At 32.1% G+C, this 25,521-nt stretch carries 38 protein-coding genes; 2 read left to right on the plus strand and 36 right to left on the minus strand.

Features of this window, described 5'->3' with window-relative positions; all coding sequences use genetic code 11:
* The first annotated feature begins 305 nt into the window (after positions 1-305).
* Positions 306-488, plus strand: a complete 183-nt coding sequence (locus KKE07_04035; GenBank protein ID MBU4270011.1) for a DUF4017 family protein — start codon at positions 306-308, stop codon at positions 486-488.
* 1,173 nt (positions 489-1,661) lie between these two features.
* Here KKE07_04035 and KKE07_04040 read toward each other — a convergent pair.
* From KKE07_04040 to KKE07_04070, 7 genes are all read right to left on the minus strand, one after another.
* Entirely contained in the window at positions 1,662-2,672 is a 1,011-nt protein-coding gene (locus KKE07_04040; protein ID MBU4270012.1) for a PD-(D/E)XK nuclease domain-containing protein, read from the minus strand.
* 17 nt (positions 2,673-2,689) lie between these two features.
* Complete coding sequence (locus tag KKE07_04045) at positions 2,690-3,712, minus strand: hypothetical protein (protein MBU4270013.1); 1,023 nt, start codon at positions 3,710-3,712, stop codon at positions 2,690-2,692.
* A gap of 27 nt (positions 3,713-3,739) precedes the next feature.
* Entirely contained in the window at positions 3,740-4,777 is a 1,038-nt protein-coding gene (locus KKE07_04050) for a hypothetical protein (GenBank protein MBU4270014.1), read from the minus strand.
* Positions 4,778-4,801: 24 nt separating this feature from the next.
* The gene (locus KKE07_04055; protein ID MBU4270015.1) at positions 4,802-5,803 is read right to left on the minus strand and encodes a hypothetical protein; all 1,002 of its coding nucleotides are present in this window, start codon (positions 5,801-5,803) and stop codon (positions 4,802-4,804) included.
* Positions 5,804-5,886: 83 nt separating this feature from the next.
* On the minus strand, positions 5,887-7,530 hold the full coding sequence (locus tag KKE07_04060) for a hypothetical protein (GenBank protein ID MBU4270016.1): 1,644 nt from the start codon (positions 7,528-7,530) through the stop codon (positions 5,887-5,889).
* Between the two features lie 11 nt (positions 7,531-7,541).
* The gene (locus KKE07_04065) at positions 7,542-8,891 is read right to left on the minus strand and encodes a hypothetical protein (GenBank protein ID MBU4270017.1); all 1,350 of its coding nucleotides are present in this window, start codon (positions 8,889-8,891) and stop codon (positions 7,542-7,544) included.
* Between the two features lie 89 nt (positions 8,892-8,980).
* Entirely contained in the window at positions 8,981-9,931 is a 951-nt protein-coding gene (locus KKE07_04070; protein MBU4270018.1) for an L-lactate dehydrogenase, read from the minus strand.
* Positions 9,932-10,089: 158 nt separating this feature from the next.
* On the opposite strand from KKE07_04070, the gene KKE07_04075 reads away from it, so the two are divergent.
* Entirely contained in the window at positions 10,090-10,905 is an 816-nt protein-coding gene (locus KKE07_04075; protein ID MBU4270019.1) for a hypothetical protein, read from the plus strand.
* A gap of 65 nt (positions 10,906-10,970) precedes the next feature.
* Here the strand turns inward: KKE07_04075 and rplQ are convergent, their stop codons facing one another.
* The 29 genes from rplQ to rpsJ all read right to left on the minus strand — a co-directional run.
* On the minus strand, positions 10,971-11,327 hold the full coding sequence (rplQ, locus tag KKE07_04080; GenBank protein ID MBU4270020.1) for a 50S ribosomal protein L17: 357 nt from the start codon (positions 11,325-11,327) through the stop codon (positions 10,971-10,973).
* Positions 11,324-12,382, minus strand: a complete 1,059-nt coding sequence (locus tag KKE07_04085; protein ID MBU4270021.1) for a DNA-directed RNA polymerase subunit alpha — start codon at positions 12,380-12,382, stop codon at positions 11,324-11,326. Before KKE07_04085 ends, rplQ begins: the two co-directional genes overlap by 4 nt.
* A 31-nt stretch (positions 12,383-12,413) precedes the next feature.
* Positions 12,414-13,052, minus strand: coding sequence for a 30S ribosomal protein S4 (rpsD, locus tag KKE07_04090; protein ID MBU4270022.1), 639 nt, complete (start codon positions 13,050-13,052; stop codon positions 12,414-12,416).
* 50 nt (positions 13,053-13,102) lie between these two features.
* Entirely contained in the window at positions 13,103-13,486 is a 384-nt protein-coding gene (rpsK, locus tag KKE07_04095; GenBank protein MBU4270023.1) for a 30S ribosomal protein S11, read from the minus strand.
* A 25-nt stretch (positions 13,487-13,511) separates the two neighbouring features.
* Entirely contained in the window at positions 13,512-13,901 is a 390-nt protein-coding gene (gene rpsM, locus KKE07_04100; GenBank protein ID MBU4270024.1) for a 30S ribosomal protein S13, read from the minus strand.
* 19 nt (positions 13,902-13,920) lie between these two features.
* Complete coding sequence (gene rpmJ, locus KKE07_04105) at positions 13,921-14,037, minus strand: 50S ribosomal protein L36 (GenBank protein ID MBU4270025.1); 117 nt, start codon at positions 14,035-14,037, stop codon at positions 13,921-13,923.
* 46 nt (positions 14,038-14,083) lie between these two features.
* Positions 14,084-14,308 carry a translation initiation factor IF-1 gene (gene infA, locus KKE07_04110; protein ID MBU4270026.1) on the minus strand — a complete coding sequence of 75 codons (225 nt, stop codon included), beginning with the start codon at positions 14,306-14,308 and terminating at the stop codon, positions 14,084-14,086.
* 1 nt (position 14,309) lies between these two features.
* On the minus strand, positions 14,310-15,080 hold the full coding sequence (gene map, locus KKE07_04115; GenBank protein ID MBU4270027.1) for a type I methionyl aminopeptidase: 771 nt from the start codon (positions 15,078-15,080) through the stop codon (positions 14,310-14,312).
* A gap of 33 nt (positions 15,081-15,113) precedes the next feature.
* Positions 15,114-16,430, minus strand: a complete 1,317-nt coding sequence (gene secY / locus KKE07_04120; protein ID MBU4270028.1) for a preprotein translocase subunit SecY — start codon at positions 16,428-16,430, stop codon at positions 15,114-15,116.
* 1 nt (position 16,431) lies between these two features.
* A complete protein-coding gene (gene rplO / locus KKE07_04125; GenBank protein MBU4270029.1) occupies positions 16,432-16,884 on the minus strand; it encodes a 50S ribosomal protein L15 in 453 nt (150 codons plus the stop codon).
* Positions 16,871-17,422 (minus strand): 30S ribosomal protein S5, encoded by a 552-nt coding sequence (gene rpsE / locus KKE07_04130; GenBank protein ID MBU4270030.1) that lies wholly within the window; start codon positions 17,420-17,422, stop codon positions 16,871-16,873. The genes rplO and rpsE overlap by 14 nt, the downstream gene beginning before the upstream one ends.
* A 37-nt stretch (positions 17,423-17,459) precedes the next feature.
* The gene (gene rplR / locus KKE07_04135; protein ID MBU4270031.1) at positions 17,460-17,750 is read right to left on the minus strand and encodes a 50S ribosomal protein L18; all 291 of its coding nucleotides are present in this window, start codon (positions 17,748-17,750) and stop codon (positions 17,460-17,462) included.
* Positions 17,751-17,857: 107 nt separating this feature from the next.
* Positions 17,858-18,400 carry a 50S ribosomal protein L6 gene (gene rplF, locus KKE07_04140; GenBank protein MBU4270032.1) on the minus strand — a complete coding sequence of 181 codons (543 nt, stop codon included), beginning with the start codon at positions 18,398-18,400 and terminating at the stop codon, positions 17,858-17,860.
* Positions 18,401-18,410: 10 nt separating this feature from the next.
* A complete protein-coding gene (gene rpsH, locus KKE07_04145; protein MBU4270033.1) occupies positions 18,411-18,806 on the minus strand; it encodes a 30S ribosomal protein S8 in 396 nt (131 codons plus the stop codon).
* A 20-nt stretch (positions 18,807-18,826) separates the two neighbouring features.
* A complete protein-coding gene (locus KKE07_04150; protein ID MBU4270034.1) occupies positions 18,827-19,012 on the minus strand; it encodes a type Z 30S ribosomal protein S14 in 186 nt (61 codons plus the stop codon).
* Positions 19,013-19,036: 24 nt separating this feature from the next.
* Positions 19,037-19,579, minus strand: coding sequence for a 50S ribosomal protein L5 (gene rplE / locus KKE07_04155; GenBank protein MBU4270035.1), 543 nt, complete (start codon positions 19,577-19,579; stop codon positions 19,037-19,039).
* Positions 19,580-19,595: 16 nt separating this feature from the next.
* Positions 19,596-19,910 (minus strand): 50S ribosomal protein L24, encoded by a 315-nt coding sequence (gene rplX / locus KKE07_04160; GenBank protein ID MBU4270036.1) that lies wholly within the window; start codon positions 19,908-19,910, stop codon positions 19,596-19,598.
* 7 nt (positions 19,911-19,917) lie between these two features.
* Positions 19,918-20,286, minus strand: coding sequence for a 50S ribosomal protein L14 (gene rplN, locus KKE07_04165; protein ID MBU4270037.1), 369 nt, complete (start codon positions 20,284-20,286; stop codon positions 19,918-19,920).
* A gap of 12 nt (positions 20,287-20,298) precedes the next feature.
* A complete protein-coding gene (gene rpsQ, locus KKE07_04170; protein MBU4270038.1) occupies positions 20,299-20,535 on the minus strand; it encodes a 30S ribosomal protein S17 in 237 nt (78 codons plus the stop codon).
* Positions 20,536-20,667: 132 nt separating this feature from the next.
* On the minus strand, positions 20,668-20,856 hold the full coding sequence (gene rpmC / locus KKE07_04175) for a 50S ribosomal protein L29 (protein MBU4270039.1): 189 nt from the start codon (positions 20,854-20,856) through the stop codon (positions 20,668-20,670).
* A 19-nt stretch (positions 20,857-20,875) separates the two neighbouring features.
* Entirely contained in the window at positions 20,876-21,313 is a 438-nt protein-coding gene (gene rplP, locus KKE07_04180) for a 50S ribosomal protein L16 (GenBank protein MBU4270040.1), read from the minus strand.
* A 58-nt stretch (positions 21,314-21,371) separates the two neighbouring features.
* A complete protein-coding gene (gene rpsC / locus KKE07_04185) occupies positions 21,372-21,992 on the minus strand; it encodes a 30S ribosomal protein S3 (protein ID MBU4270041.1) in 621 nt (206 codons plus the stop codon).
* A 28-nt stretch (positions 21,993-22,020) separates the two neighbouring features.
* Positions 22,021-22,371, minus strand: coding sequence for a 50S ribosomal protein L22 (rplV, locus tag KKE07_04190; GenBank protein ID MBU4270042.1), 351 nt, complete (start codon positions 22,369-22,371; stop codon positions 22,021-22,023).
* A 47-nt stretch (positions 22,372-22,418) separates the two neighbouring features.
* Positions 22,419-22,712, minus strand: coding sequence for a 30S ribosomal protein S19 (rpsS, locus tag KKE07_04195; protein MBU4270043.1), 294 nt, complete (start codon positions 22,710-22,712; stop codon positions 22,419-22,421).
* Between the two features lie 62 nt (positions 22,713-22,774).
* Entirely contained in the window at positions 22,775-23,590 is an 816-nt protein-coding gene (rplB, locus tag KKE07_04200) for a 50S ribosomal protein L2 (GenBank protein ID MBU4270044.1), read from the minus strand.
* Position 23,591: 1 nt separating this feature from the next.
* The gene (gene rplW, locus KKE07_04205) at positions 23,592-23,945 is read right to left on the minus strand and encodes a 50S ribosomal protein L23 (GenBank protein ID MBU4270045.1); all 354 of its coding nucleotides are present in this window, start codon (positions 23,943-23,945) and stop codon (positions 23,592-23,594) included.
* Entirely contained in the window at positions 23,936-24,577 is a 642-nt protein-coding gene (gene rplD / locus KKE07_04210) for a 50S ribosomal protein L4 (GenBank protein ID MBU4270046.1), read from the minus strand. Before rplD ends, rplW begins: the two co-directional genes overlap by 10 nt.
* A 5-nt stretch (positions 24,578-24,582) precedes the next feature.
* Entirely contained in the window at positions 24,583-25,212 is a 630-nt protein-coding gene (gene rplC, locus KKE07_04215; GenBank protein MBU4270047.1) for a 50S ribosomal protein L3, read from the minus strand.
* A 24-nt stretch (positions 25,213-25,236) separates the two neighbouring features.
* Positions 25,237-25,521 (minus strand): 30S ribosomal protein S10 (gene rpsJ / locus KKE07_04220; GenBank protein MBU4270048.1); only part of this gene is annotated, 285 nt, incomplete at its 5' end.

A 25,521-nucleotide genomic window follows, 5' to 3' on the forward strand; every position in this document is an offset into this window, starting at 1 on the left:
TCTTTAGTTCCAAAATTACAATCATTGTATTGCAAATTTACTATTCCCGATGTTTTAAAACAATAACTTCTTGCAAAATTTAAATCTCTGTCTAACTTTACCAAACCATAGTTAAGATCTATATCATTAAGCATTTGTCCATCAAGACCATATATTAATTCCATACCGGGACCGCTTAAAATTACCTTACCCTGCATACTGCCTGAACCATGTAGTTTATTTCCTATACCTGCAACCATGGCATATAATGGCAGCTTACCTTCTTCTATAAAAATTTCTTGATTGCCGGAAAGTAATAATACCGAATCAAGATACCTGGAAGATGTGGTTGCAAATTTAACTCCGTCAAACATAAATTTACAATCATCATAATATGCAGTAGCTCCAGGGGTTACAATCATTTCGGTTGGAGATTGTATATAAACGGAAAGATTGCTCATATTAAAATCTTTTTGAACATAAAAATTATTGTTTGCCAATCTATGTAATTTAGAAAAACCGGATAATGATTTTATAGAAGTTGGGTTTATACAATCTATTACAAAACTTCCTGCATGCGCAACGACTGTTGAAGCCGGATAAAATAAAATTTCAAAATCACCATCACTAGTTCCGTCACCAATTTTTAATCCATGATCTGAATCGGTATATGTTACCTGCAAATCAACTTTACCATGAATACCCATCCAACCACGACTAAAAATTATACCTGCAGGGCCAACTTTTATTTTTGAACTATCAATTCTAATTTCCGAAGTTTTATCTGTAAAATAAAACGGTTTGTTTCCGGCAGACCAATCTTTTGTTCTTATTGCCCATGTGAGATCTTTAGATATTTCGCAGATTGTATTACTATGAACAGTTATTGTTTGATTACTATCATAAAAAAATGTATATGATCCATTTAAATCTACAAATTTATATATTTCACATTTACCGCAATTAAAATCAAAATCACCTGAGAGATCACATGTAACATCTTCCAGCATTACCGTACAATTTTCATCAAGATTGTTTATATTTTCGCCATGCAAATTATTAATTCTAAGATTTTTTAATTTTAATGTTGAGCCACGTTCAATTATCAAACTTCCGGTATTTGTTAAATCCAAAATATTTCCATTACCATTTATCATACAATAACCACTAAATGTCCAAGCTGATGTTAAATATGTTCGGCCATTTAAAGCAACGGAACCTTTTATTCCGTCCCAATAAATTGTACTGGTAATAGTATTTGACGTTCGACCAAGTCTTAGTTGATAATTTTGTAAATTTACAGATCCGGATCCTTTTAAAAATTTGTTGCCAACAAATTCGGAGTCATCTTCAAGTTTTATTTTTCCGTCGTTTAAATAGATATCACTTCTAATTTCATCATTTAAATCCAAAATTATCTCTTGAGATGTATTTGTTATATCTATTCTATCATTTTTACAAGCCACGCCCTTTTTAACTAATGCAAAATTTTTTGGTTTTATGTAATTAAATGATATGTTTGACAACAAAAAGAAAAACAATAAAAAAATATTGCTTAGAATTTTCATTACAGATCTCTCTTCTCTTTTTTTATTTCATAACTTGTTTAAAGCTAATGAAAATGGAAAAAAAAGTAAAGTTGTGTTTTATGTTGTCAAAAAGTGGTGATTATAAAATTAAAATTAATCCAATTTAAATTTTTCAAATTTAAATGCATGTACTTTAAAATCATCTATATTCAAAACTAAAGCATATGGATATACATATGTAGACCTTGCAAAACCGAGAGATGTTGAGCCAGTCCCGTAACCTCTTTTTATAATTTGCGCTTTCGCTTCAGTAATTTTTTCTTTTAAATTATAGTTATTCGCAATTTTAAGTTCAAAAATATATTTATTAAATAAAATTTGAATCTTTAAGAGACCAAATTGTTGAATTTCAATCGTTTTTATAGAAATATCAGGCCGACCATTTGCATTTTCATTATTAGATCTTAAGTCTGAGATTTTTTTTGTATTTGCCAATAAACCTAAAATAAATGTATGAAAATCTTTCTCCAATTCAAAAGAAATTTGTTCTTTAAATCTTTCAAACCAATTGTTATTTTTAAAAAAAGCTACGACTTCTTCTGGTGATTCAAATAATTTAAAATCGTTTGATTCTATTCCGTTACTTAAAATTGGACCAAAATTATTACATTTAATTTTTTTTCCTGAACAAACAATAGCAATTTGTTTATAACCTAAAGACATATCAATATTGCAAAAACTTTGTAATTTTTCTATATCTTCAACATTATTATCCGTACCCTTAATTATCAAACCTAAAATTATCTCACCGTCTTTTTTTATCAAAATATTATTATTTTCAACCGATATAACATATTTTCTTTCATCCAACCCACTGAAAAATCCTAATAAAAAAAATATTATACTTCTTTCTTTAGCCAGAATCTTATCATTTGAATCCGAAAAATCATAATAGCTAAAATGGTCCCAAACAAATTGTTCTAAACTTTCACAAAACTTGTCCAATCCTTTATCAAAAGATCTCGCTAAAAAATCTTCTTTTAAATCTATTTCTATAGGTTGGCTTCTTTTACCTACAGGTTTTTCTCTTTTACCCATAGATAAAATATTTGACATAAAAGAAAAACAAAGCAGAAATAAAAAAAATATCTTTTTATAATTCATAAAATTTTTCCCCAAAATTACAATATACTAAAAGTTACTGTATCTTCCAATACTACATGGGCATTTCCAAGCATTTCTATTGAGCAATTTGGACCAGCAACAAATCTTTTATTTAGAGAGTTATCAAAAATAGTTACATCATTTTCAAAAATTAAATTACCATCTTGCACTGCAAAATCAATTTCTGTGCCTAAAGAATAAAGCTCTATAATTGATCCATTAAAATGAAACCCTCCTGTTTTATTTCCAAAATGTTTAATTGTAAAACTTGAGCCATATGGTCTAAATCTAGTTTCAGAACCCAAATATAATTTTGCATTATTAAAAAAATTAAAATCACAACCCATAATAAATGTTGTTGTACCGGTTATATACAAATCACCCAAAAGATTAATACTTTTACATGGCCTTATGGCAGAAATATAACCAAGCGATCCGGCTGTAGTTTTCATAACAACGTTGTCAAAAAAATATGTCCCCTTATCCGATGCAAATAAACTATTAACATCCATTCCTTCAAGAATACAATTTCTTAAATACAAACTTGCCGTAGCAGTGATATCAAGTTTAGCTCCTTTTGAAAAATCAATAATATTTCCATTACCTTCTATATCAAGAGCTCCAAACGAGCAAGTAATTGTACTAGTTTCAAGACTCAATGGTCCTGTCAAAATTATTTTACTTCCAACAAAAGACCCCGTTCCGCAGCTTATATAACCGGAAGATGCTATTCTTACGCTTCCGCTCAAAATTAAATCTTTTTGTAAATTCAAAGACACATCAGGATCTAAAAATATTTCTCTATCCACCGGCATAGGAGAAGCAAAATTAACAAGTCCTGATGTTCCAGCGATTCTTATTCCGCCTCTAAACCAACACAATCCCTGTGTAGCCCCTACTGAACTTACATAATCTCCTGCATTTAATGTTTTTAATGTTGTAAACACATTTACAAGTCTATCGGTACCATCTTTGGGATAATTTGCACAATAAATAGTGTCTAATAAAAATAAAAATAAAAACAAGAATATTTTTCTCACCTTGATTTCTCCCATTTTTAAAATCTTTTACAAAACACTAAATGTTGCCGCCGATTCAAGACTAATTCTAGCGGTTGCCAAACTTTGTGCATTACAATTTGAGCCGATTACAATTGCGTTATAACTATTATTATCAATTACTCGAATACCATTTTCAAAAAAAATAGATCCCTCGTTAAGAATTAGATCTTTATTAGCAATATAAATATTACATCCGTTAAAATGTATTCCACCGGTTTTAGTTCCATAAAAATTAAATGCTGCATTTGTACCAATAACAAATGTCACACCCTTATCTATATATAATTTTGCATCGTCATAAAAATTACATGGGCCACCTATACCAAAATTATATGATCCGGTCACAACAACATCGCCATATAAATTCAATGTAGCTGGAGAATTCATAAATGGATTGTTATCTCTAAGTTCTAAAGTAACATTGTCCAATGTAAGACTTCCTGTTGCAATATTTATGCCATTTTGTCCAACATTTTTAAGTACTGTATTTCTTATTTTCAGCTCACCTCTAGGACCGGTATCAAAAGTTATTGAGCCTCCATTTGAAAAATCAATAACATTTCCATTGCCGTCTATAAATGCAGGTTGATCAACTGTAGATTCGCTGTTAGTAAAAGTCAGTGTTTTATCATTTAAATTAAAATAACCAAGCAAAATCAATGCGCTTTCAGATCTAGTTTCGGCTCCACACGAAATTTTTCCTGATCGTCTTAATTGACAGTCGGCAGATAAAAATAAATCTTTATGAATATCTAAAACATTCCAATCGGAAAGATATAAACCTGTATATACTGGCAATGGTGTTGCTACTTTAATATAACCCGAACCTGTGGCGTTAGTATCCAAACGCGTCTTGAGCCAACAAAGGCCTTGATAGCCGGTATCATCTGAAGGATTACCAACGCTGATAGTATCTCCTGCATTAAACGTACTTGTTGCAATAGTAACAAACGCATTAACTCTTCTATCATTTCCGGCAATTGGATAATCCGTAGGTGTGATATTTTTCAAAAAAAATAAAAAAATCCAAATAACTTTTTTCACTTTTATATCTCCAAAAAAAAATTTTCACAAAACGCTAAAAGTTGTAGTTCCATCAAGAATAACTCTTGCACCACCTAAAATATTAGCTGAATTATATTGCTCACAAATAAAATCTTTATAATTATCGCTATCATCAATTACAACTTGATTTTCAAAAAATATTGCACCGGAATTTATAGAAAAATTTTTACTCGAAATATCTATATTGCTTCCATTAAAATAAATACTACCACGTTTACTTCCTTTAAAATTAAATGTCGCATTTGATCCAATTTTTAAAGTAGTTCCAATATCAAAATATAAACAAGACTCATTATAAATATTACACGCACCATCAACTGTAAAAATATATGTTCCGGTTACAACAACATCTCCATAAATATTTAACGATGTTGTTGCAGTTGTTGCCATATAATCGCCATCCAATCTAATTAGCGCATCTTTCAATCCTAAGCTGCCGCCTTTGGCCGGAGTTAATCGAGAAGTTCTTACGGCACGTAATTCAGCATTTCTAATTAACAATTCATAACCGGGAGAATTAATTGTAATAATTCCGCCCTTTCTAAAATCTATAAAATTGGAATTTCCATCTATAAAACCCGGGCCACTAACAAATCTTAAAGTATTTGCACCCAAATCAAATGGACCTGTCAAAATTATAGCACTTTCCAATCTTGTGTTTATTCCCGATGCAACATTACCGGATTTTCCCAATCGCACACTTCCGGATAAAATCAAATCTTTAAACAGATCCAATGCCACTCTATCTGAAAGAAATATTTCTCTATCAACCGGTATTTCATTGGACATAGTAACTGTTCCGGTTCCGGTCAATGAAAATCCGGCTCGGCACCAACAAAGTCCATCTATGGCATCACCAATATTATCAGCAGTTGTTCCACTAAACGATTGAATGGTATAAAAAACGTTTGTAGTCTGATCTGTTTCCGGTGATGAGTTTGGATAATTTGTTGCACTTAAATTATTTGAAAAAAATAAAAATAAAATTATTAAATATTTTTTCACGCTAAAATCTCCTATGTAGTTAAAAAAAGGTGTAGTTTTTTACGCTACACCCAATATGATTTTTAATTTTTTAAGTGTAATCATTAAAACTCAACATTAAATCCTAAATTTGCATTAAATATTTGCGGTGCATTTATACCTGCAAATACATATTTGCAACCCAAATTAAGTCTTGAATGTATATCAAACTGATATTCAAAATTTAAACCCAGCGTATGCTCAAGTTTCATTGTATTTTCATTAAGCCTATAAGTTTGCCATTCATCTTCATCAAGACCCGTATTTAAAATATCATCTTTTAATTTTGCACTAAAATCATAAAATAAATCTAAAAAACCCCTGCGTGATAAAAATTTTTCAAACACATTTCCAATTCGCAAATCAAATTTTGCACCCGGACGAATTTTTATAGTTTTTACATTATCTGCAAATGCAGGAATTGCCACATCCGGTTCACTAAAAGCTATAGCATGATATTTAACTCTATCACCATGAGCCATAGTAGATGCCCCAACAACCGTGCCATCGGCAGGACTTGCACCATCATATGTTATAACTTTTGGAACTCTTTTATCTTTATGCCCGGCCAATAAATATGTAGCCTGAATAAATGCATGCGGATTGAACCATTGTTTTTGCTTATTGAACAATGTTGCGCCAAATAAACTTATCTGAGTAAAGCCAACACCCAATTCAGGCGCCATTAATTTGTTTACACTCGGATCTTTTGATGTTGGGAAAATTATTCTTGCTCCAAAATTAAATTTTTCAACAGCTTTAGGATGTAAATTAAAATTGATAAATGCAGAAATATCTCCAATACCTGTGATACTATTTTTTTCGCTGTAATTTATTCCCTTGGCTTTTAAAATATAATCAAAATCTTCATGTAAAAAGGTTCTTGTGTAAGCATCTGTAATATTTGCGCTACTCTGCGTCGTTATATCAGAATCAAATTTTAATTTTCTAGCTTTATACCCAACCGGAATCTGAATCCCTATTAAAATATCTTTTTGAGCTATATATCGTGAATAATTAAAATTTACTTTAAATTCATTTGACTCAGCATGAAAAATTAGTTTTTTGTCATATAAATTTGTTACCAAATCTTTCCATGGATATACAGCATCACTTACGGATGTCAAAACATTATTTGCGCCTACAAATCTTTTTCTTAATTTTAGTGCAAGCAAAATATCACTAAATGTAAAAGATTGCTCACCAAATGCAAGCGCTGAAAGATCTTGCGTGCTGCCTTTCGAATTATAACAATTTGTTGCATAATTATATTCAGAATCAATATTTAATAAATTTGTATTTTCTGAATATAACATGTAAAAAGGCCAATTGGGTCTAACAAATAAATCGGCATATCTTCCATCAACATAATCACTTGCCACTTCATTTTTATTTATAATTTTCCATTTTTTCATAGCCTTTTGTCGTGCAACAACTTGCATATTTTTTTTGGCAATATCTTTATCTTTTCGTAATTTTCTTTGTAAATCTGCTTCTTTTTCTCTTCTAATTCTATCTTGTCGCCACAAAGCTCTTTTAGATGCCCTATCTTCCCCAAGTTTATCTTTTTTTACTTTTAATAAAGACATAACATTGCTAAATTTCCAGTTATCTTTATTTTTTTTGTTATTTTCATCTTTTGCAAAAACATTACTTTGGCTAATAATAAAAATTACAAAAAAACCTGTAATAGCCAACTTTTTTATCATTTGACACTCTCCTAATTTATTAAAGCTCTGGCAATTTCTGCGGGAATCAATCCGGCAGTATTTTTAAATGCGAAACCTGTAGGCTTAAATGTTCCAATAAAACCTTGGTATGTAAAATTGGGTTTTGGATCTTTTGCTACAAATTCAACCTGTCCGGCGTTATCTCCAAATATTAAAGCATCATCACCAATCCAAATAGTTTTTAATTGTGTTGAAATTTCATAATTATTCTCAGAAAAACTCAATAAACCTCCAGATGATAAACAAAAATTACCATCGGGTCCAAAATCCATTTTTTTCATTTGCCCTTTTAATGTTGGATCTGCCAATAATGAATTTATCTCTATCCACCCACCGCTACCTATAAAAATAATCCCACCCTGTTTTGCAGTAAGACTGTATTTCCCTTTAGCAAAAGAAATACTTCCGTAATTTCCTGACGGTGGTGCATAACTATTTGCTGAACGGTATGGTGTGGTTCCGCCATCAACACGAATCATTGCTTTGCCCTTTACCAAAACATCAATATCATCTGATTCGGCATTTCCAATGTATAAATGTTTGGTATTTCCGTAACCTCTTACATCCAATATTGCTCCATTTTGAACAATAACATTTCCAACCCCTTTAATTGTTACTGTTGCAGAACTATCCGGCGAAAATGAAGCAAAATTATCGAGAATAAACGATGGATAAAGAGTTGGGCTTGAAATTGTTCCTTTTAAATTTATAGAGGCTCCATTTTCGAATATTACAGATCCTGCGCCTGAAAATTTTAATTCAACATTTGATTCTAAATCTAAAGTCAAATTGCTACCTAAAACAACTTGTGCACCATCTGTTGTTAAATTTACCGTTAACTGTGAATCTGCGTCAAACAACAAACTACCGTCTATATTAAATGTATCTGAAACGTTAATTATATTATTTTTTCCAATTATATTTATTATATCTCCGGATTTTAATGTAACCGTTTCATTTTTAATATTTAAAGTTGAGGCATCTTGCATAGTTAAATTTAAAGATCCAATAGAATTGACCGAAAATTTATCTGCTATAGTTGATGATAAAACTATATTGCCATCGGAAAGAGATAAATCAATATCACTCATATTTGTATATCGATTAATTTGCGCACTAGATAATGGCGGATTAATATTCTTTGTTTGCGTAATTTTATTTAACTTGGATTTTTTTTTATTTGATAATAAATTGAATTTTTCTATATCTTTTTGGTATTGCAACTGTAATGCAGTTATTTTTTTATTCTCAAATAAATTATTTTTATCTTTATTTGTTTCAGAAATTAAAATTGAAAAAGAAAAAACAAACAAAATAATAAAATTCGTTGTTTTTTTCATACAACCCCTTCTCACTTTTTACTATCTCTATTTTTTAAATCTGAAAGTGAGTCTAATATTGGACTCTTTTTTTGTAAAGAAAACATTTTTTAATAAATAATATCTAAAGCTTGCGCTATTTCAGATTTAATTTTATTACAACTTTTATCCCAAAAAATTTGTTCTTGCTTATCTAAATCTACATTTAAAACCTGACAAATTCCGCCGGTTCTTAAAACCGTTGGAATACTTATACACAAATCGCTTCCATCTTTATCTTTAATAACCGAAGATACGGTAAAAACTCTTGCTTGATTTGTTAAAATAGCTCTAACCATTTTTGTTATTACGGTAGCAATAGCAAAATAAGTTGCACCTTTTTTATCAATAACTTCGTATACCGAATCTCTTACTTTTTTATAAAGTTTATTTAATAATTCTTTTTCATCTTTAGAAAAGTTTGCAATAGGCATACCGGCAATATTTGCATGACTCCACCAAACAAATTGAGAATCTCCATGTTCACCTAAAATATATGCATTTATATCTTTAGGACTAATTTTAAATTCTTGTCCCATAAGATATCTTAATCTTGAAGTATCAAGAACTGTTCCAGACCCAAAAACTTTACACTTTTCAAACCCGGATAATTTATATGCTACATAAGTCATAACATCTAATGGATTAGTAACAATAAGCAAAATACAATCTTTATTATACTTTGCTATTTCAGGAATAATTTTCTTAAAAATATTAATATTTGTTTTTAACAATTCAGATCTGGGTTGCCCGGATATTTGGGCAGATCCGGCAGTAACAATAACAATTTTTGCATTTTCTACCAATTCAAAAGAATCTCCGGCTACAATATTTGCTGAGTTGGTAAATTGCATTCCATGCTCCAAGTCTAATGCATGCCCACGAGCAATTTTACTGTCTCTATCTATCAATGCTATGTCTGATGCAATTCCATCAAGCATCAACGAATATGCTGTAGTACTCCCAACAAATCCTGTACCTATAATGGCCACTTTATTTGAAGAATTTAAATTTGATTTCATTATTTCTCCCATTAATTTTTAATTACTTAATCTTATAAAGATAAAAGTTGTTTAAAATCAATAATTTTTAAATAATTTCAAAAAAGTTTACTTAACAAAAACAAAAATTTTAAATTAAATTCTTCTAAATATTTTCACCAATTTTTTAAGGAGACGTTATGAAAAAATTTTTTTTAGTACTATTTACTTTAATAAATGCTAATGCATTTGCAATGCAACAAACCACAACACATATTTTTCCCGAGGAAGGTTTAATTACAAAATATGAAGTAATACGACCGGATTTTTATAATATTTTTGCGACAGATTATGCAATGGCAAATCCCACACATGTTGTTAACCTTGAAGCATCAAGAATTTTATTAAATTTAAAAGAATCTTACTATGAACATACAACAACAGTTGACGAGATAAATGGAATTTATAAATTAGATTGCTCAGGCCTTGTCGGATATATTTTAAGATATGCTCTAAATGCACATTATTTGCCAGTAGATGCAGCTAAAATCATGGGTACAACAAGACCTCTTGCAGCAGATTTTTACACATTCTTTAATTCATGTCCAACTACAGAAAATCCATATGGATGGATGAAAATTAGTTATTTGAGAAATGCACTTCCCGGAGACATAATTGCTTGGAAGTATGCGGATGAAACAAAAGACAATACAGGACATATTGTTGTTATTTCCGGAATAACTGCAAAATTTACAGAGTCGGTTACGGTAAATAACGTAAAATACTGGGAATATAAAGTTAGAGTAATAGATTCATCAAGCAGTACACACTACCAAGATTCTAGAGACTTAGCTTCAAATATTACACATGAAGGAGTAGGTGTAGGCGATATGTATTTTGGTGTCAATCAAGCGGGCGAAATTAAGTATTGGAAATGGAATTCCAGAAGCGACACACCTCAATTTGATTATATTGCAATAGGCCGAGCAACTCCAATACAATTACTAAATAAATAATTTTTTTTATAAACAAAAAAAATGGCCGGATTTTTCTTCCGGCCATTTTTTAATTTAAGCTTTAATTAAACCCATTCAAGACGTGCTATTGGTGCAACATCGCTAGGTCTGGTTCCAAGATTTATAACTCTTGTATATCCACCCGGACGATTAACATATTTTGGAGCAATTTCTTTTATAAGTTTTTCTACCATTGCTTGATCATATGGTAGAATTTGTTTAATTCTTCTTATTGTATTAAAATCATAACCTTTTCGTGCTACAGTTACAGCTTTTTCAATAAAATTCTGTACTTCTTTTACACGCGGTTTGGTTGATTGTAAAACACCGTTTTTTATAAAATGAATCGCTTGATTTCTTACGAGCGATCTTTTATGTGCGGGTTTTACATTTAATTTTCTTTTTCCATTCTGATGCTTCATGATTTTAAGCTATCCTCTTGTTTTTTTATAACTTTTTTAAGATCCAATTCTTTAACATTCATTCCTAGATGTAAACCGAATGCTGTAAGAATCTCTTTTACTTCTCTTAAAGATTTTCTACCAAAGTTTTTAATCTTTAATAGATCATCATCTGTAAGGTTAACTAGATCGATAACACGCTTAATACCGGCAACTACCAAACAATTATGAGCTCTAACAGAAAATTCCAATTCATCAATAGGTTTTAAGAATAAATCAACCGGCAAACCTTTTGTTGGACCTTGTGCATCCAATGTTGTCTCTGCCGAAGTTGACTCTTCTTTATCTTCAGAAATTTCGTTAAATGGAATTTCATCAGTATGTAAGAAATGTTCAAGTTGAGTTCTTAGTACTGAAGTAGCATAATGAACAATATCAGTTGGGTTGGCAGCACCATTTGTATCGATGGATAATTTCAATTTATCATAATCAATAGATTGACCAACACGAGTTTTTTCAACTGCAATTTCAACTTTTCTAATTGGAGAAAACATTGCATCCAAATAAATTTTACCATCTTCTTGTAAAGCTGTGCCCATTGGCCACTGAGCAGGAAGATATCCTCTTCCCATCTCTACAAAAAACTCAATTTCCAATTTACCATCGTGAGCCAAATGAGCAATTACATGATCTTTATTGATTAACTCTAAGTGTTCATCTGCAACTATATCAGAAACTCTAACTACATTTTCACCTGAAATACTTAAATTCATTTTTCCAGGTAAGCCTGTATTATTTTTCAAAACTATCTGTTTTATATTTAATAAAATTTGCAACGTATCTTCAATTACGCCCTTGAGTGTAGAAAATTCGTTATTCACACCTTTGATAATAACGCTTGTAACTGCGCAACCTTCAACAGATGAGAGAATAACTCGACGCAAAGCATTTCCTAAAGTTATTCCAAATCCCGGTTCTAAAGGCTGAGCAATCAATTCTCCAAAAGTATCCGTAACTGTCTTTTTTTCCCACTTAACAGTTGGTAATGTCAGCGGTTTATATACCTTATCTAGCATTCGGCCTCCACAGTCTTTCTTTACTTAAATCTTATTTAGAATACAACTCAACAATTAAATGTTCCTGGATTGGAGCAGTTATATCAGAACGAATAGGCAAACGAAGTACCGTACCTTTACGATCTTTTTTATCCAACTCAAGCCATTCTGGCAATTTAATACCAATATTCATTCTTTTATCTATAACACCTTCAACAAATTCTTTGTTTTTAAGTGTTGAATCATTTATTGTAATAATATCACCCTGTTTTACCATATAAGATGGTGATGATACTCTTTTACCATTAACATTTACATGTCCATGAACAACAAACTGTCTTGCTTGCTCTTTTGAATAAGCCATCTTTAAACGAAAAACAACGTTATCAACTCTGCGTTCAAGTAAAAATAATAAATTTTCACCTGTAACACCTTTTAATGCTGTTGCTTTTTTAAAAACAAAACTAAATTGTCTTTCAAGAGCACCATACATTAATTTAACTTTTTGTTTTTCTGCTAATTGTTTTCCATATTCTGAAAGTTTGATAGCACCCTGTTTTTTTGGATGCTGTCCCGGAGTAGAAGCTCTTCTTTCCATAGGACATTTTGCAGTACGACATTTTAAGCCTTTTAAGAACAATTTATCACCAGCGCGTCTACATCTTCTGCAAATTGCTGAATTACCTGCCATAGCTAAACCTACTTTTAATTATAATTTTAAAATTCAAAACTAACTATAAACTAAACTCTTCTTTTCTTTGGAGGACGGCAACCATTATGAGGAAGCGGAGTCACATCTCTTAGAACAGAAACAGTTAAACCTGAAGACTGCAAAGCTCTTACGACCGAGTCTCTTCCAGCTCCAGGACCCTTCATGTTAACTTCAACCATCCTTACTCCCAAAGTCAACATTTCTTTTGCTAAATTACCTGCAATTTGAGTTGCAGCAAAAGGAGTTCCTTTTCTTGCACCTTTAAATCCAAGTTGCCCAGCACTTCCCCTTAAAAGAACATTTCCATCAGTTGTTGTAATTGATACAATCGTGTTATTAAAAGTAGATTGTACATGAGCAACAACAGTATCAATATTTTTAACTTGCTGCTTTTTACTCTTTTTATAAGCCATCTTTACCTCAGATTCATTCTATTAATTATTTCTTAGTTATTGTCTTTTTCAAAGCAATTTGTGCACCATCTTTTCTTGGTCCCTTACGTGTTCTTGCATTTGTCTTGGTGCGTTGTCCACGAACAGGCAAAGATTTTTTATGTCTTAACCCTCTGTATGAACCAATTTCTTGAAGACGCTTAATATTTAAGGTTATATCCTTACGTAAATCGCCTTCTACAGTATAGTTTTCAGAAATGAATCTTTGAATCAAACCAACTTGTTCATGCGATAAATCTTTTATTCTTACATCCGGACTTATTTTGGTTGCCTTTAATATATCTTGAGAACGTTTAAGACCAATACCAAAAAGGTATGTAAGGCCAACCTCAACACGTTTATTTCCAGGTAAATTTACACCCTCAATACGAGCCATTTAAAAACCTCTCTATAACTTAACCTTGACGCTGCTTATGTCTTGGATTTTTATCACAAACAACTCTTACAATTCTACCACGTTTAATTATCTTACAATACATACAAATCTTTTTAACAGACGTTCTAACTTTCATTGTAATCTTTCAATCTTTAAAAAAGCCATTCAAGAAGACTAATATCTTAAGCTTTATATCGTGAAATAATTCTCCCCTTAGTCAAATCATAAGGAGATAATTCAACTGCGACCTTGTCTCCAGGTAAAAGCTTAATGTAATACATTCTCATTTTACCAGAAACATGCGCAAGAACCAAATGCCCACCCTCTATTTTTACCTGAAACATTGCATTTGGTAAAGCTTTTTCAACAACGCCATCAACAACTATCACATCTTTTTTATTTTTCATATTATCCTTCAACCGCCGAATCCGGAAGTCTAGTTAATATTTCCGGCATCCCGGTTGTAACCAAAACTGTATCCTCAACATGAGCCGCAATGCCGCCATCAACAGTTTTGACTGTCCAACCATCAGCCATAACACGCACATCAAAGCCGCCCTGGGTAATCATAGGCTCTATAGCCAATGTCATCCCACTGCGAAGCACAGGACCTAAACCGGGCTTTCCAAAATTTGGAATCTCAGGTTCTTCATGAAGGTTTCGCCCTATTCCATGTCCTGCAAAACTTCTTACTACCCCAAACCCATTCTCTTCTACAATTTTTTGTACACAAGCTGAAATATCCGAAATTCTATTACCCTCAACTGCCAATTTAATAGCAGAATCCAATGCAAATTGGGCAACTTGTGCAATTCTTTTAATTTCAATATCAACATTTTCAATAAAAAAATATCTTGTCATATCGGCACAATAACCGGCATAAGACGCAACAACATCTATTTTAACAAAATCTCCGGATTTTAAAATAACTTTATCGGATGGAATTCCATGAACTAATCCATCATTTAAAGATATACATGTTGCATATTTATAACCGGCATAACCCTTGCATTCAGGTTTTAAACCAAATTCAAGAATTTTTTTTTCTATAAAGCTATCAATCTCTAAAGTGGAAATACCCGATTTTAATAGATATCTCACATCTTGCATTATTTGTGCTAAAGAATGTCCGGCTTTTCGCATTTTTTCAATAGCACCTTTATTTTTAATAACTATCACATAACCACCATTTAATAAGCTTATCAAGTTGCATTAACGACCGTATCTTCCCTTTAATCTTCCGGATGCTAAAAATCCTTCATATCTTCGCTCTATCAAATAAGCTTCTATTTGAGCAGATGTATCCATTGCAACACCAATAACTATCAATAAACTTATACCGCTAAACATAACTGGAAAATTAAATATATTCTGTAATATATTTGGAACCAGCGCCAATGATGCAAGATAAATAGCGCCAGGCAATCCTATTCTTGTTAAAAGATAATCAAAAAATTCTGAAGTTTGTTTGCCAGGCCTAATGCCCGGAATAAAACCACCGGATTTTCTAATATTATCCGCAAGCTCAACAGGATTAAATATTATTGCAGTATAAAAGAATGCAAAAAATATTATCAATCCGGATTGTAGAACATAATAAATTGGCGCATTGTAATTAAACCAATCAGCTAAAAATGTCATTGCCGGAAATTTTGAAGCAATAGCTCTAAAAAGCATCATAGGAAATTGTATCAATGTACTCGCAAATATTACAGGAATAACACCTGAAGGATTAATCTTGAAAGGAATATATGAACTTTGTCCACCGTAAACCTTATTTCCAACAACTCGTTTTGCATATTGAACTGCAACTCGTCGTTCACCTTTTTCCAAAAATACAATCAGTCCAATTATCCCAACAGATACCAATATTAACAATAGACCTATTAACGGATCAGTTTGCCCCATCTTAACAAGATTTAACACTTTCAAAATAGCAGCCGGCAAATTAACAACAATACCTGCAAAAATTATCACCGAGCTACCATTTCCAATACCATGGGCATTTATTTGTTCACCTAACCACATAATAAACAAAGCACCAACAGCTAAGATCAAAACAGTTGTAAACTTAAATGCGAATCCCGGATTTAAAACAACACCCGGTTGATTTTCTATAAAAATCGCAAGCATAAAACCCTGAATCACACTAAGCCCCAATGCCAAGTATCTTGTATATTGATTTATTATTTTTCGACCATACTCACCCTCTTTAGAAAGTTGTTCTAACGAAGGAAGCATTATAGTCAATAACTGCATCATAATCGAAGCATTTATATAAGGAATCATACCTAAAGCAAATATTGCGAACTGTTTTAATGCTCCGCCGGAAAAAAGATCCAAATATGCCAAGAGACCTCCTGCAAATTTTGGATTTATTAATGCTTGCAAAGCATTAATGTTTACACCGGGAATTGGTATATGAGAACCAAATCTGTATACAGCTAAAACACCTAAAGTAAATGCCAACTTTTTTCTTAATTCAGGAACTAAAAAAATGTTTTTAAAATTTTTTAGTAATACAACCACTTTATGCCTCGCTAACTAACTCTACCTTACCTCCAGCTTTCTCTACCTGTCCCTTTGCCGTTTCACTTATTTTGTGAACATGTACAATTAATTTTTTGCTCAAATTTCCATTTCCTAAAATTTTAACAAAAAATTCGCCCTTACCCTTTACAATGCCTTTTTTTGTTAAACTTTCAATATTAACAATTTCATCAGCAGAAAATTTTTCTTCCAATTCTTGTAAATTTACAATTTTATATTCTTTTTTAAATCTAGTATTATTAAAACCTTTTTTTGGTGAACGTCTAACCAAAGGCATCTGGCCACCCTCAAAGGATGCACCTAATTTATGAGAACCACCGGTTCTAGCCAATTGTCCTTTATGGCCCCTTCCGGAAGTACCACCCTTGTCACCACCTCTTCCAATTCTTTTTCTTTTTTTAGATGTAGATTCTAAATTATTAAGCGACAACATCTTTTTCCTTAGTTGTTTTGGTACTAATAATTTCACTTAACTTTTTGTTTCTTACTGCAGCTATTTTGCTTGCTGTTTTTAATTTTTTTAATGCATTAAATGTAGCTTTTACAACGTTTTGTGGATTTCCTGAGCCTAATGATTTCGCCAATACATCCTTAACGCCTAAAACTTCCATAATGGAACGAACTGCACCACCGGCGATAACTCCGGTACCTTTTGAAGCAGAACGAATAAGCACTAAACTAGCTCCATGTTTGCCTTTTACGGTAAAAGGTATTGTTGTTTTGTACAACGGAACGGTAAACATATTTTTTTGAGCTCTTTTAAGCGCTTTTGATATTGCAGCAGAAACTTCACGACCTTTTCCCAAAGCCACGCCAACCCTGCCATTTTTATCGCCAACAGCTACCAATGCAGAAAAAGCAAATCTTCGGCCACCTTTAATAACTTTTGCAACACGTCTAACATTTAAGACGCTCTCTACATATTCTTCTGCTGCTACGGGAGAATTTTTTTTCCCTTTTAATTCTGCCATACTTAATCTTTCCTATAACTCTTTAACTAAATTTGTATTAAAATTTCAATCCACTTTCACGTAAGCCTTCAGCTAATGCCTTAACTCTACCGTGATACAAATATTGCCCACGATCAAAAAATACCTTATCCAAAGACTTATCCAAAGCAAGCTTACCTAATTGCAATCCTACTTTTTTAGCTTTTGCAACTTTATTGGTCTTTTCATCTTTTAATAATAAAGAAGAAAAACTTACAATTGTTGTACCGGTAGAATCATCAATAATTTGAGCATAAATTTGATTTAAGCTTCTAAATACAGAAATTCTTGGCAATATACCACGGCTCATCTGCTTATTTTTAACTCTAAAGGTTCTTCTTACCGTTCTTTTTTGTACTTTTTTTGTACTTTTCTTTTGATAACTCACTTGCTAAATCCTTCTATCTAACAACAGCTCTAAGCACTAGCCTTAGCTTTTCCAGCTTTACGAATTAAAATATCGCCTTCAACAATAATTCCGGTTCCTTTATAAGGTTCTGGAAATCTAAAACTTTTTATTTTATCACAAACATTACCCAACGATAATTTATCGGTAGATTTAAAAACTAATAATTGACCAGTTTTGTCAATATCTACTTCAACATCATTTGGTATAACATAATCTATTTTATGACTATAACCTAAAGTTAATGTCATTTTTTTACCTGAAAGCTGTGCCTTAAAACCCAATCCAACAATAGTAACTTTTTTTTCAAATAATTTTTGACATCCGAATATTTTATTTGCAACCAACGCTCTATTAAGACCCCAAACAGCTCTATTCTCATTTGAGTCTTTTAGTAAATTAATATACAAATATCCATCTTCTATTTTTGCCGATAAAATATTAGGCAAAACATGCGTAAATTTAGCTTTTGAACCACTTATTATAAGTTCTTGACCTTTTAATTCAATCTTGGCAGCTAAAAGTTCTATTGGTTTTCTTCCTATCTTTGACATACTTTTATCCTTACCAAACGTGACAAATGACTTCTCCACCAACAGAAAGCTTTCTTGCTTGTTGATCAGTCATAATGCCAGAACTTGTTGTCAATATTGCAACACCTAAACCACCGACTACAGGAGTAATTTTGCTCGATCTTTCGTAAAAACGTCTACCGGGTTTACTTACTCTAGTTATTTCATTAATAGCTGATTGACCATCAACATATTTCAATATCAAAACTAAAGTTGATTTTCCTTTTTCATCTTCTTCTTTACGAAAATCTTTAATATAACCCTCGTCTTTTAAAACTTTGGCTATACCAATTTTGAGATTTGAATAAGGAACACTTACAGAGCGCTTATAAACCATTAAAGCGTTACGAATAACTGTTAAAAAATCTCCAACAACATCAATTGACATACTTATTGTCCTTCTAAATCCTACCAGCTAGTTTTCTTAACACCTGGAAGTAAACCTTCCAGAGCATATTTTCTAAAACAAAGTCTACACAACATAAACTCACGCATAAAACCTCTTGGCCTACCACAAGATTTACATCTATTTCTTTGTCTTGTAGAAAACTTAGGAGTTTTGTTCGCTTTTTCTATTGACGATTTTTTTGCCATAATCCAATTACCTTTATCAAAACTTTAATTTTGTTTAAATGGCATATTAAAACTTTTCAACAATGCAATTGCATGGTCATCTTTCCTTGCAGATGTATGAATTGTAACATTCAAACCTCTTGACTTATCTACAGAATCATAATCAACTTCAGGAAAAACCATCCAATCCTTTATGCCCAAATTATAATTTCCATCACCATCAAGTTTAGGCTTTAAACCGTGAAAATCCTTGATTCGTGGAACTGCAATATTAACTAGCCTATCCAAAAAATCATACATTTTATGGCCTCTAAGTGTAACCATAACACCTATAGCCATTCCTTCACGCAATTTAAACCCTGCAATGGATTTTTTTGCATATGTTTTCACCGCAGCTTGTCCCGATATTCTTGTAACAACTTCTTTTACAAGATTTAAAACCTTACTGTCAGCAATTGCATCCTTCACACCCATATTCAAAACAATTTTTGTAACTTTAGGAACCTGCATAATATTTCCTAAGTCCAAATCTTTTTTTAATTTTTTACGAATTTCTTTTTTGTATAAAACTTCTAAACGTGATTCCATAAACAAAAAATCCTACCTAAAAGGCCTCTTGACAGCGATGACAAACTCTTACTTTTTTATTATCTTCCAATAATTTTGTTCTTACTCTGCAGGCCTTATTACAAGACTTACAGATAGGCATAATTTTAGATAACGAAATATAAGTCTCTTCTTTTACAATTCGACTGGTTTCTCCGGATTTTTTAGCTTTAGCATGTCTTGTTACAATCGCAACACCTTTTACCAAAGCTTCATCATCTTTTGGTGAAACCTTAATTACCGTTCCCTGTTTGCCTTTATCTTTTCCTGCAATAACGATTACATTATCATTTTTTTTAATTCGACTTAACATATCTATCCTACAAAACTTCCGGCGCCAAAGATATAATTTTCAAGTATCCCTCAGCTCTCAATTCTCTTGCAATTGGACCAAATATACGAGTTCCAACCGGCTGTTTTTCTTTATCTAGTATTACAGCAGCATTGTCGCTGAAACGAATATAACTTCCGTCCATACGTCTTGTTTCTTTTCTTGTTCTTACAATCACAGCTGTAACTACATCACTTTTTTTTACAGTGCCGCCAGGAATAGCTTTTTTTACCGCAACTTTAACTATATCACCAATATATGCATAGCGTTTACGAGTGCTTCCTACTATATGAATTACCATAGCCTTTTTTGCGCCTGAATTATCAGCAACATTTAACATCGTTTGCTTTTGTATCATGAGAAACCTTTCTTAACCAGCTTTTCTTAAAACGCCATTTAATCTCATATGCTTGGTTTTAGAAATTGGTCTACATTCGACAATTTCAACCCAGTCACCAACTTTTGCAACACCATCTTCATCATGAGCTTTATACTTTTTTACTGAATTTATAGTTTTTCCAAGCAATGAATGCTTAAACATTCTTGAAACCTTAACAACAACGGTCTTTTGCATTCCGCATGAGAGTACTTCGCCCTCAAGAACCATTCCTGTCGGTGATTTCGCTTTATTATCTTTTTCGCTTTTTGTCATTTTTATACCTTAAATTGCAACCTTTTAACAATCCCAAGCAGAAACATCAAGTATTACTTTAACATATTTTAAAAAAAATATTAGCATTTATGCTTGTTTTTGTTTTAAAAAAGTTAAGCATCTTGCTGTATCTTTACGAATCTTTCCAAACTGTGAAAGATCTTTAACTTCTCCATTTTCAAGTCCGAATTTCAAATCAAACAATTCTTTTTTCAATTGCATCAACTCTTTATTTAATTCAGACTCACTTAACTTTTTCAAATCTTCTTTATTCATAATCTGTCTCTAAGATTAACTACACTTTTGTGTTATTAACAGTACCTGTAACATTTTGTTTACAAACTAACTTTGTTTTCATTGGAATTTTATAAGCAGCAGCCTTAAATATTGCTTTTGCATCAGTTGATGAAACATCTTTTACTTCCATAAGCATCTTACCGCGTTTAACAACTGCAACCCAAAACTCCGGATTACCTTTACCTTTACCCATTCGAGTTTCTGCAGGTTTTTTCGTAATAGGTTTATCAGGAAATACTCTTAAAAAAAGTGTTCCACCTTTTTTTAAATGTCGATTAACAGCTACTCTAGCCGATTCTATTTGTCTTGCTGTTAACCATCCTGGATCAACTGCCGCCAATCCAAAATCACCAAAAGCTAAATCACTAGCCTTAGATTTTCCCTTTAAGCGTCCTCTTTGAATTTTTCTGTATTTAGTCTTTTTCGGCATTAACATTTTATTAATCTTTCTATCTTAATCTTAAATCTTTAAATTAAAATTTTTCTGGCAAAAATCAATAAGAACCCTTACAAACCCAAACCTTAATACCAATTATTCCGTAAGTAGTTTTTGCCTCTGCCAAAGAATAATCAATATTGGAGCGCAGTGTATGTAATGGAACTGAACCTAATCTTAACCATTCAGTTCTTGCAATTTCAGCACCGCCAAGGCGTCCGGCACAACAAACCTTAATTCCTTTGGCTCCACTTTTCATAGCAGCAAACCCTGCCTTTTTCATAGCGCGCTTAAAACTGACACGTTTTAGTAACTGATCAGCTATAGATTTAGCCAATATAGCAGCACTCAAATCAGGATTTTTTACTTCCTGAACAGAAAATTCAACATTTTTCTTAAATTTATTATAAAAATCGCTTTTTAGCTTTTCTATTCCCATTCCTTTTTTACCAATAATAAATCCAGGTCTTGAGGAATGCAAAATAATACGAATATTATCCCCAGCTTTTTCTATAACAATTTTGTCTATATCTTCAAAATTTAAAACACTTTTTAAGTATTTTCTTATTGCTAAGTCTTCCAACAACTCTTTACCGTAAGATTTTTTAGAAAACCAGCGAGCTCTCCAATCCTCAAAAACCCCTAATCTAAATCCTACTGGATGAACCTTCTGTCCCACAAAACACCTCTAAAATCTTATTTATAAACTATTTTTTTACTTCTTTTTTTTCTAAAATTATCTGTAAATGGCTAAGTCTTCTACGTTGAATTGAAGCTCTTCCCATTGCGCCAGGTTTAAAATATTTAACCGTTGGTCCCTGATCAACTTTTATTTCTTTTATAAAAAACTGATCCATAGGAACATCCAATGCCAAAATATTTTTTCCGTTTGCATATGCAGACAAAAGAGTTTTTCTTACAGGCATAACCTTCCTTAAAGAATTTGTCTGCAACCATGCAAGAGCTTTATCCACAGAGTAGCCTCTTATGACGTCTACAACAGGACGCAACTTGTATGGAGAAACTCTTATGTATTTAGTATTGGCTTTTACAAGCATCTTTTAACCTTTGGTTTTATTAAACAAATTAACAATCTCTTAAACAATTACTTTGCAGCTGCTTCTTCAGTTCCAGTTTTTCGCTGTCCACTATGCACTCTAAATGTTCGAGTTGGAGCAAATTCACCTAAATAATGCCCAACCATATTTTCAGTTATAAAAACCGAAATAAATTTACGCCCATCATGCACAGCCATAGTCAATCCAACAAAATCTGGAGTGACCATACTATTTCTTTTCCATGTTTTAATCGTCTGCCTAGAATCAGACTCTTTTGCTGCGGCAATTTTTTTTAACAATGAAGGATCTACAAAAGGACCCTTTTTAGTCGATCTGGCCATCTAAGTCCTCAATTATTCGCTATAAAATTTTCTATATTTATTTGTCAACATACTAGTTTACACTACTTACGTCTTTTTAAAATAGCGGCATTTTTTCTTGTTCTCGTTCTAGTTCCCTTACAACCCTTACCCCAAGGAGTTACCGGATGAGATCCTGATTTAGATCTTCCTTCACCACCACCGTGTGGATGATCTATTGGATTCATAGCCATACCTCTAACGGTTGGTCTAATACCTCTATGACGAGTTCTTCCTGCCTTACCTAAAGTAATATTTCTATATTCCGCATTTGATAACATTCCAACAGAAGCCCAGCAATCAAGGCACACTGTACGAGTTTCACCTGAAGGCATTTTTAAAATAGCCAAATCACCTTCTTTACCCAAAAGTTGAACTGCACTACCAGCACTTCTTGCAAATTTTGCACCTTGGCCTGGAAATAATTCAACATTATGAACAAAGAAACCAACAGGTATACTTTTTAATGGCAAACTATTTCCGACTTTAGCTTCAGCTTTAAGTCCAGACAAAATAACATCGCCAATATTCAAGCTATCCGGTCTCAAAATATAACCTTTTGCTCCATTTGAATAAACTATCAAGGCCAAATGAACATTTCTATTTGGATCATATTCAAAAGCCACAACTTTTCCAGGAACTTCTTTGAATAATCTATTAAAATCAACAATTCTATACTTTCTTTTAGCACCACCGCCAATATGTCTTACCGTAATTCGACCGTATGCATTACGACCACCGGATTTAGACAAAGAAACAGTAAGTCCTTTTTCAGGTCTTTTTTTAGAAAGATCCTTATGAGACAAAAACTGTTGTCCTCTTAATGAAGACGTAACAGGTCTTCTAGTTATAATAGCCATTTTATTTTCCCTCTAGAGGCATACTTTTTTCTTTTGCAGATTTTGAAGACATTCCCATTGTTTCAACATTTCCTGGTAGATCTATTTTGTAACCTTTTTTAAGAGTTACAATAGCTTTTTTTCTATCCGAAGAAACAAACGGACGTCTGCCAAAAGATTTTGTTTTTCCCGGTACACTTATTACTCTAACGTTATCAACTTTAACATCCCAAATTTTTTCAACAGCTGTTCTTATCATTATTTTATTAGAGTTTTTGTGCACCTCAAAAGTTATTTTACCTTCTTTTTTAAACAAGTCAGTACTCTTAGGAGTCACTATTCTTTTTTTTATTATATCGTAATTACTTAATTCCATGACAAAACCATATTTTTAAATAAATCCAAATCTTTTTTCAATACAATCCAACAATCGCAATTTGTTATGTCATAAACATTTGGCTGGCTGTAACTAATGACATTTAAATTAGGAATGTTTCTAAAAGAAACAAAATTAAAGTCATCTTCAAATGACAAAAATAAAACTGCTTTTTTATTATTTAGTTCAAGATTTTTCAAAGAATTAAACACATTTTTAGTGCTAGGTCTACTTTCTTTTGAAATATTATAATCTAAACAAAATAATTTATTTTCATTTAAGAAAGTGTTTAGTATATTATTAAAAACAAGTTTTGTCTGTTTTTTATTTACAGAAGTTGTTCTTGTTCTAGGTTGCGGTCCAAATGCCGTTCCACCTTTTCTCCATAAAGGAGATCTCAACGATCCAGCTCTAGCCCTACCGGTTCCCTTTTGTTTCCATGGCTTTTTATTTGAAAAAGACACTTCACCTCGAGATTTCGAAGATACTGTCCCTTGTCGCCAATTCAACAACAGAGATTTTACCACATAAGAAAAAGTTCTTGGACTTTCATCCTTTTTTGATATGGCAAGATCAAGATTAATTTTTTCTTGTTCTTTACCTGCTGCATCATAAACAATTATTTGTTTCATATGTCTTACCCTTGCTTGCTAATACAAATAAGTGATTCTTTTTTGCCGGGAATAGCACCCTTAACAAATAAAACATCACCATTTTTATCAACTTTAACTATTTTTAAATTTTTTGTGGTAAATGTTCTAAGACCAGCATGACCAGGTAGTTTTTTACCTTTAAGAACTTCTCCCTGTGAACGCATATTACCAACAGAACCAGGAATTCTATGAAATGTAGATCCGTGAGTATCAGGACCACCTGAAAACCCCCAACGTTTTACTACACCTTGATAACCCAATCCCTTACTCTTACCGGTTACTTTAACATTATCATTTTCAGACAAAGCGGTTTTATCCAAACCAACTTTTTGTCCCAATTTGAAATTATTTAAATCTGCGGCATCTACTCGAACTTCTCTATAAATGGAAAAATAATTATTTTTATTTTTCAACCAATCCGTTTCCATTAAAGACGAATCGAACCGTTTTCTTAACAACCCAAGCTGCACAGCACTATAACCATCATTATCAGATGTCTTAATTTGCGTAACAAACCAATTTGCAGCATTAATCACAGTGACAGGTATAACCACACCATCTTCTGTAAAAATTTGAGTCATTCCTATTTTTTTGCCAAAAAAACTACTTAGCATTATACAGCCTCTTGTTTCTAATCCCTACTTAATTTCAACATCAACACCAGCAGAAATGTTCAACTTCATTAAGGCATCCATAGTTTGCTCAGACGGCGCAATTATATCCAAGATTCTTTTGTGAGTTGTTAACTCAAATTGCTCTCTTGATTTTTTATCTATATGCGGCGACCTTAATACGGTAAAACACTGCTTCCTGTTTGGAAGTGGAACAGGTCCCAATAAAAGGGAACCTGTTCTTTTTACAGTCAATACTATCTGTTTTACTGCACCATCTAATAAACGATGATCATAAGACTTTAATGTCAA

It is taken from the genome of Candidatus Dependentiae bacterium (assembly GCA_018897535.1).
Lineage (GTDB): Bacteria > Babelota > Babeliae > Babelales > UASB340 > UASB340.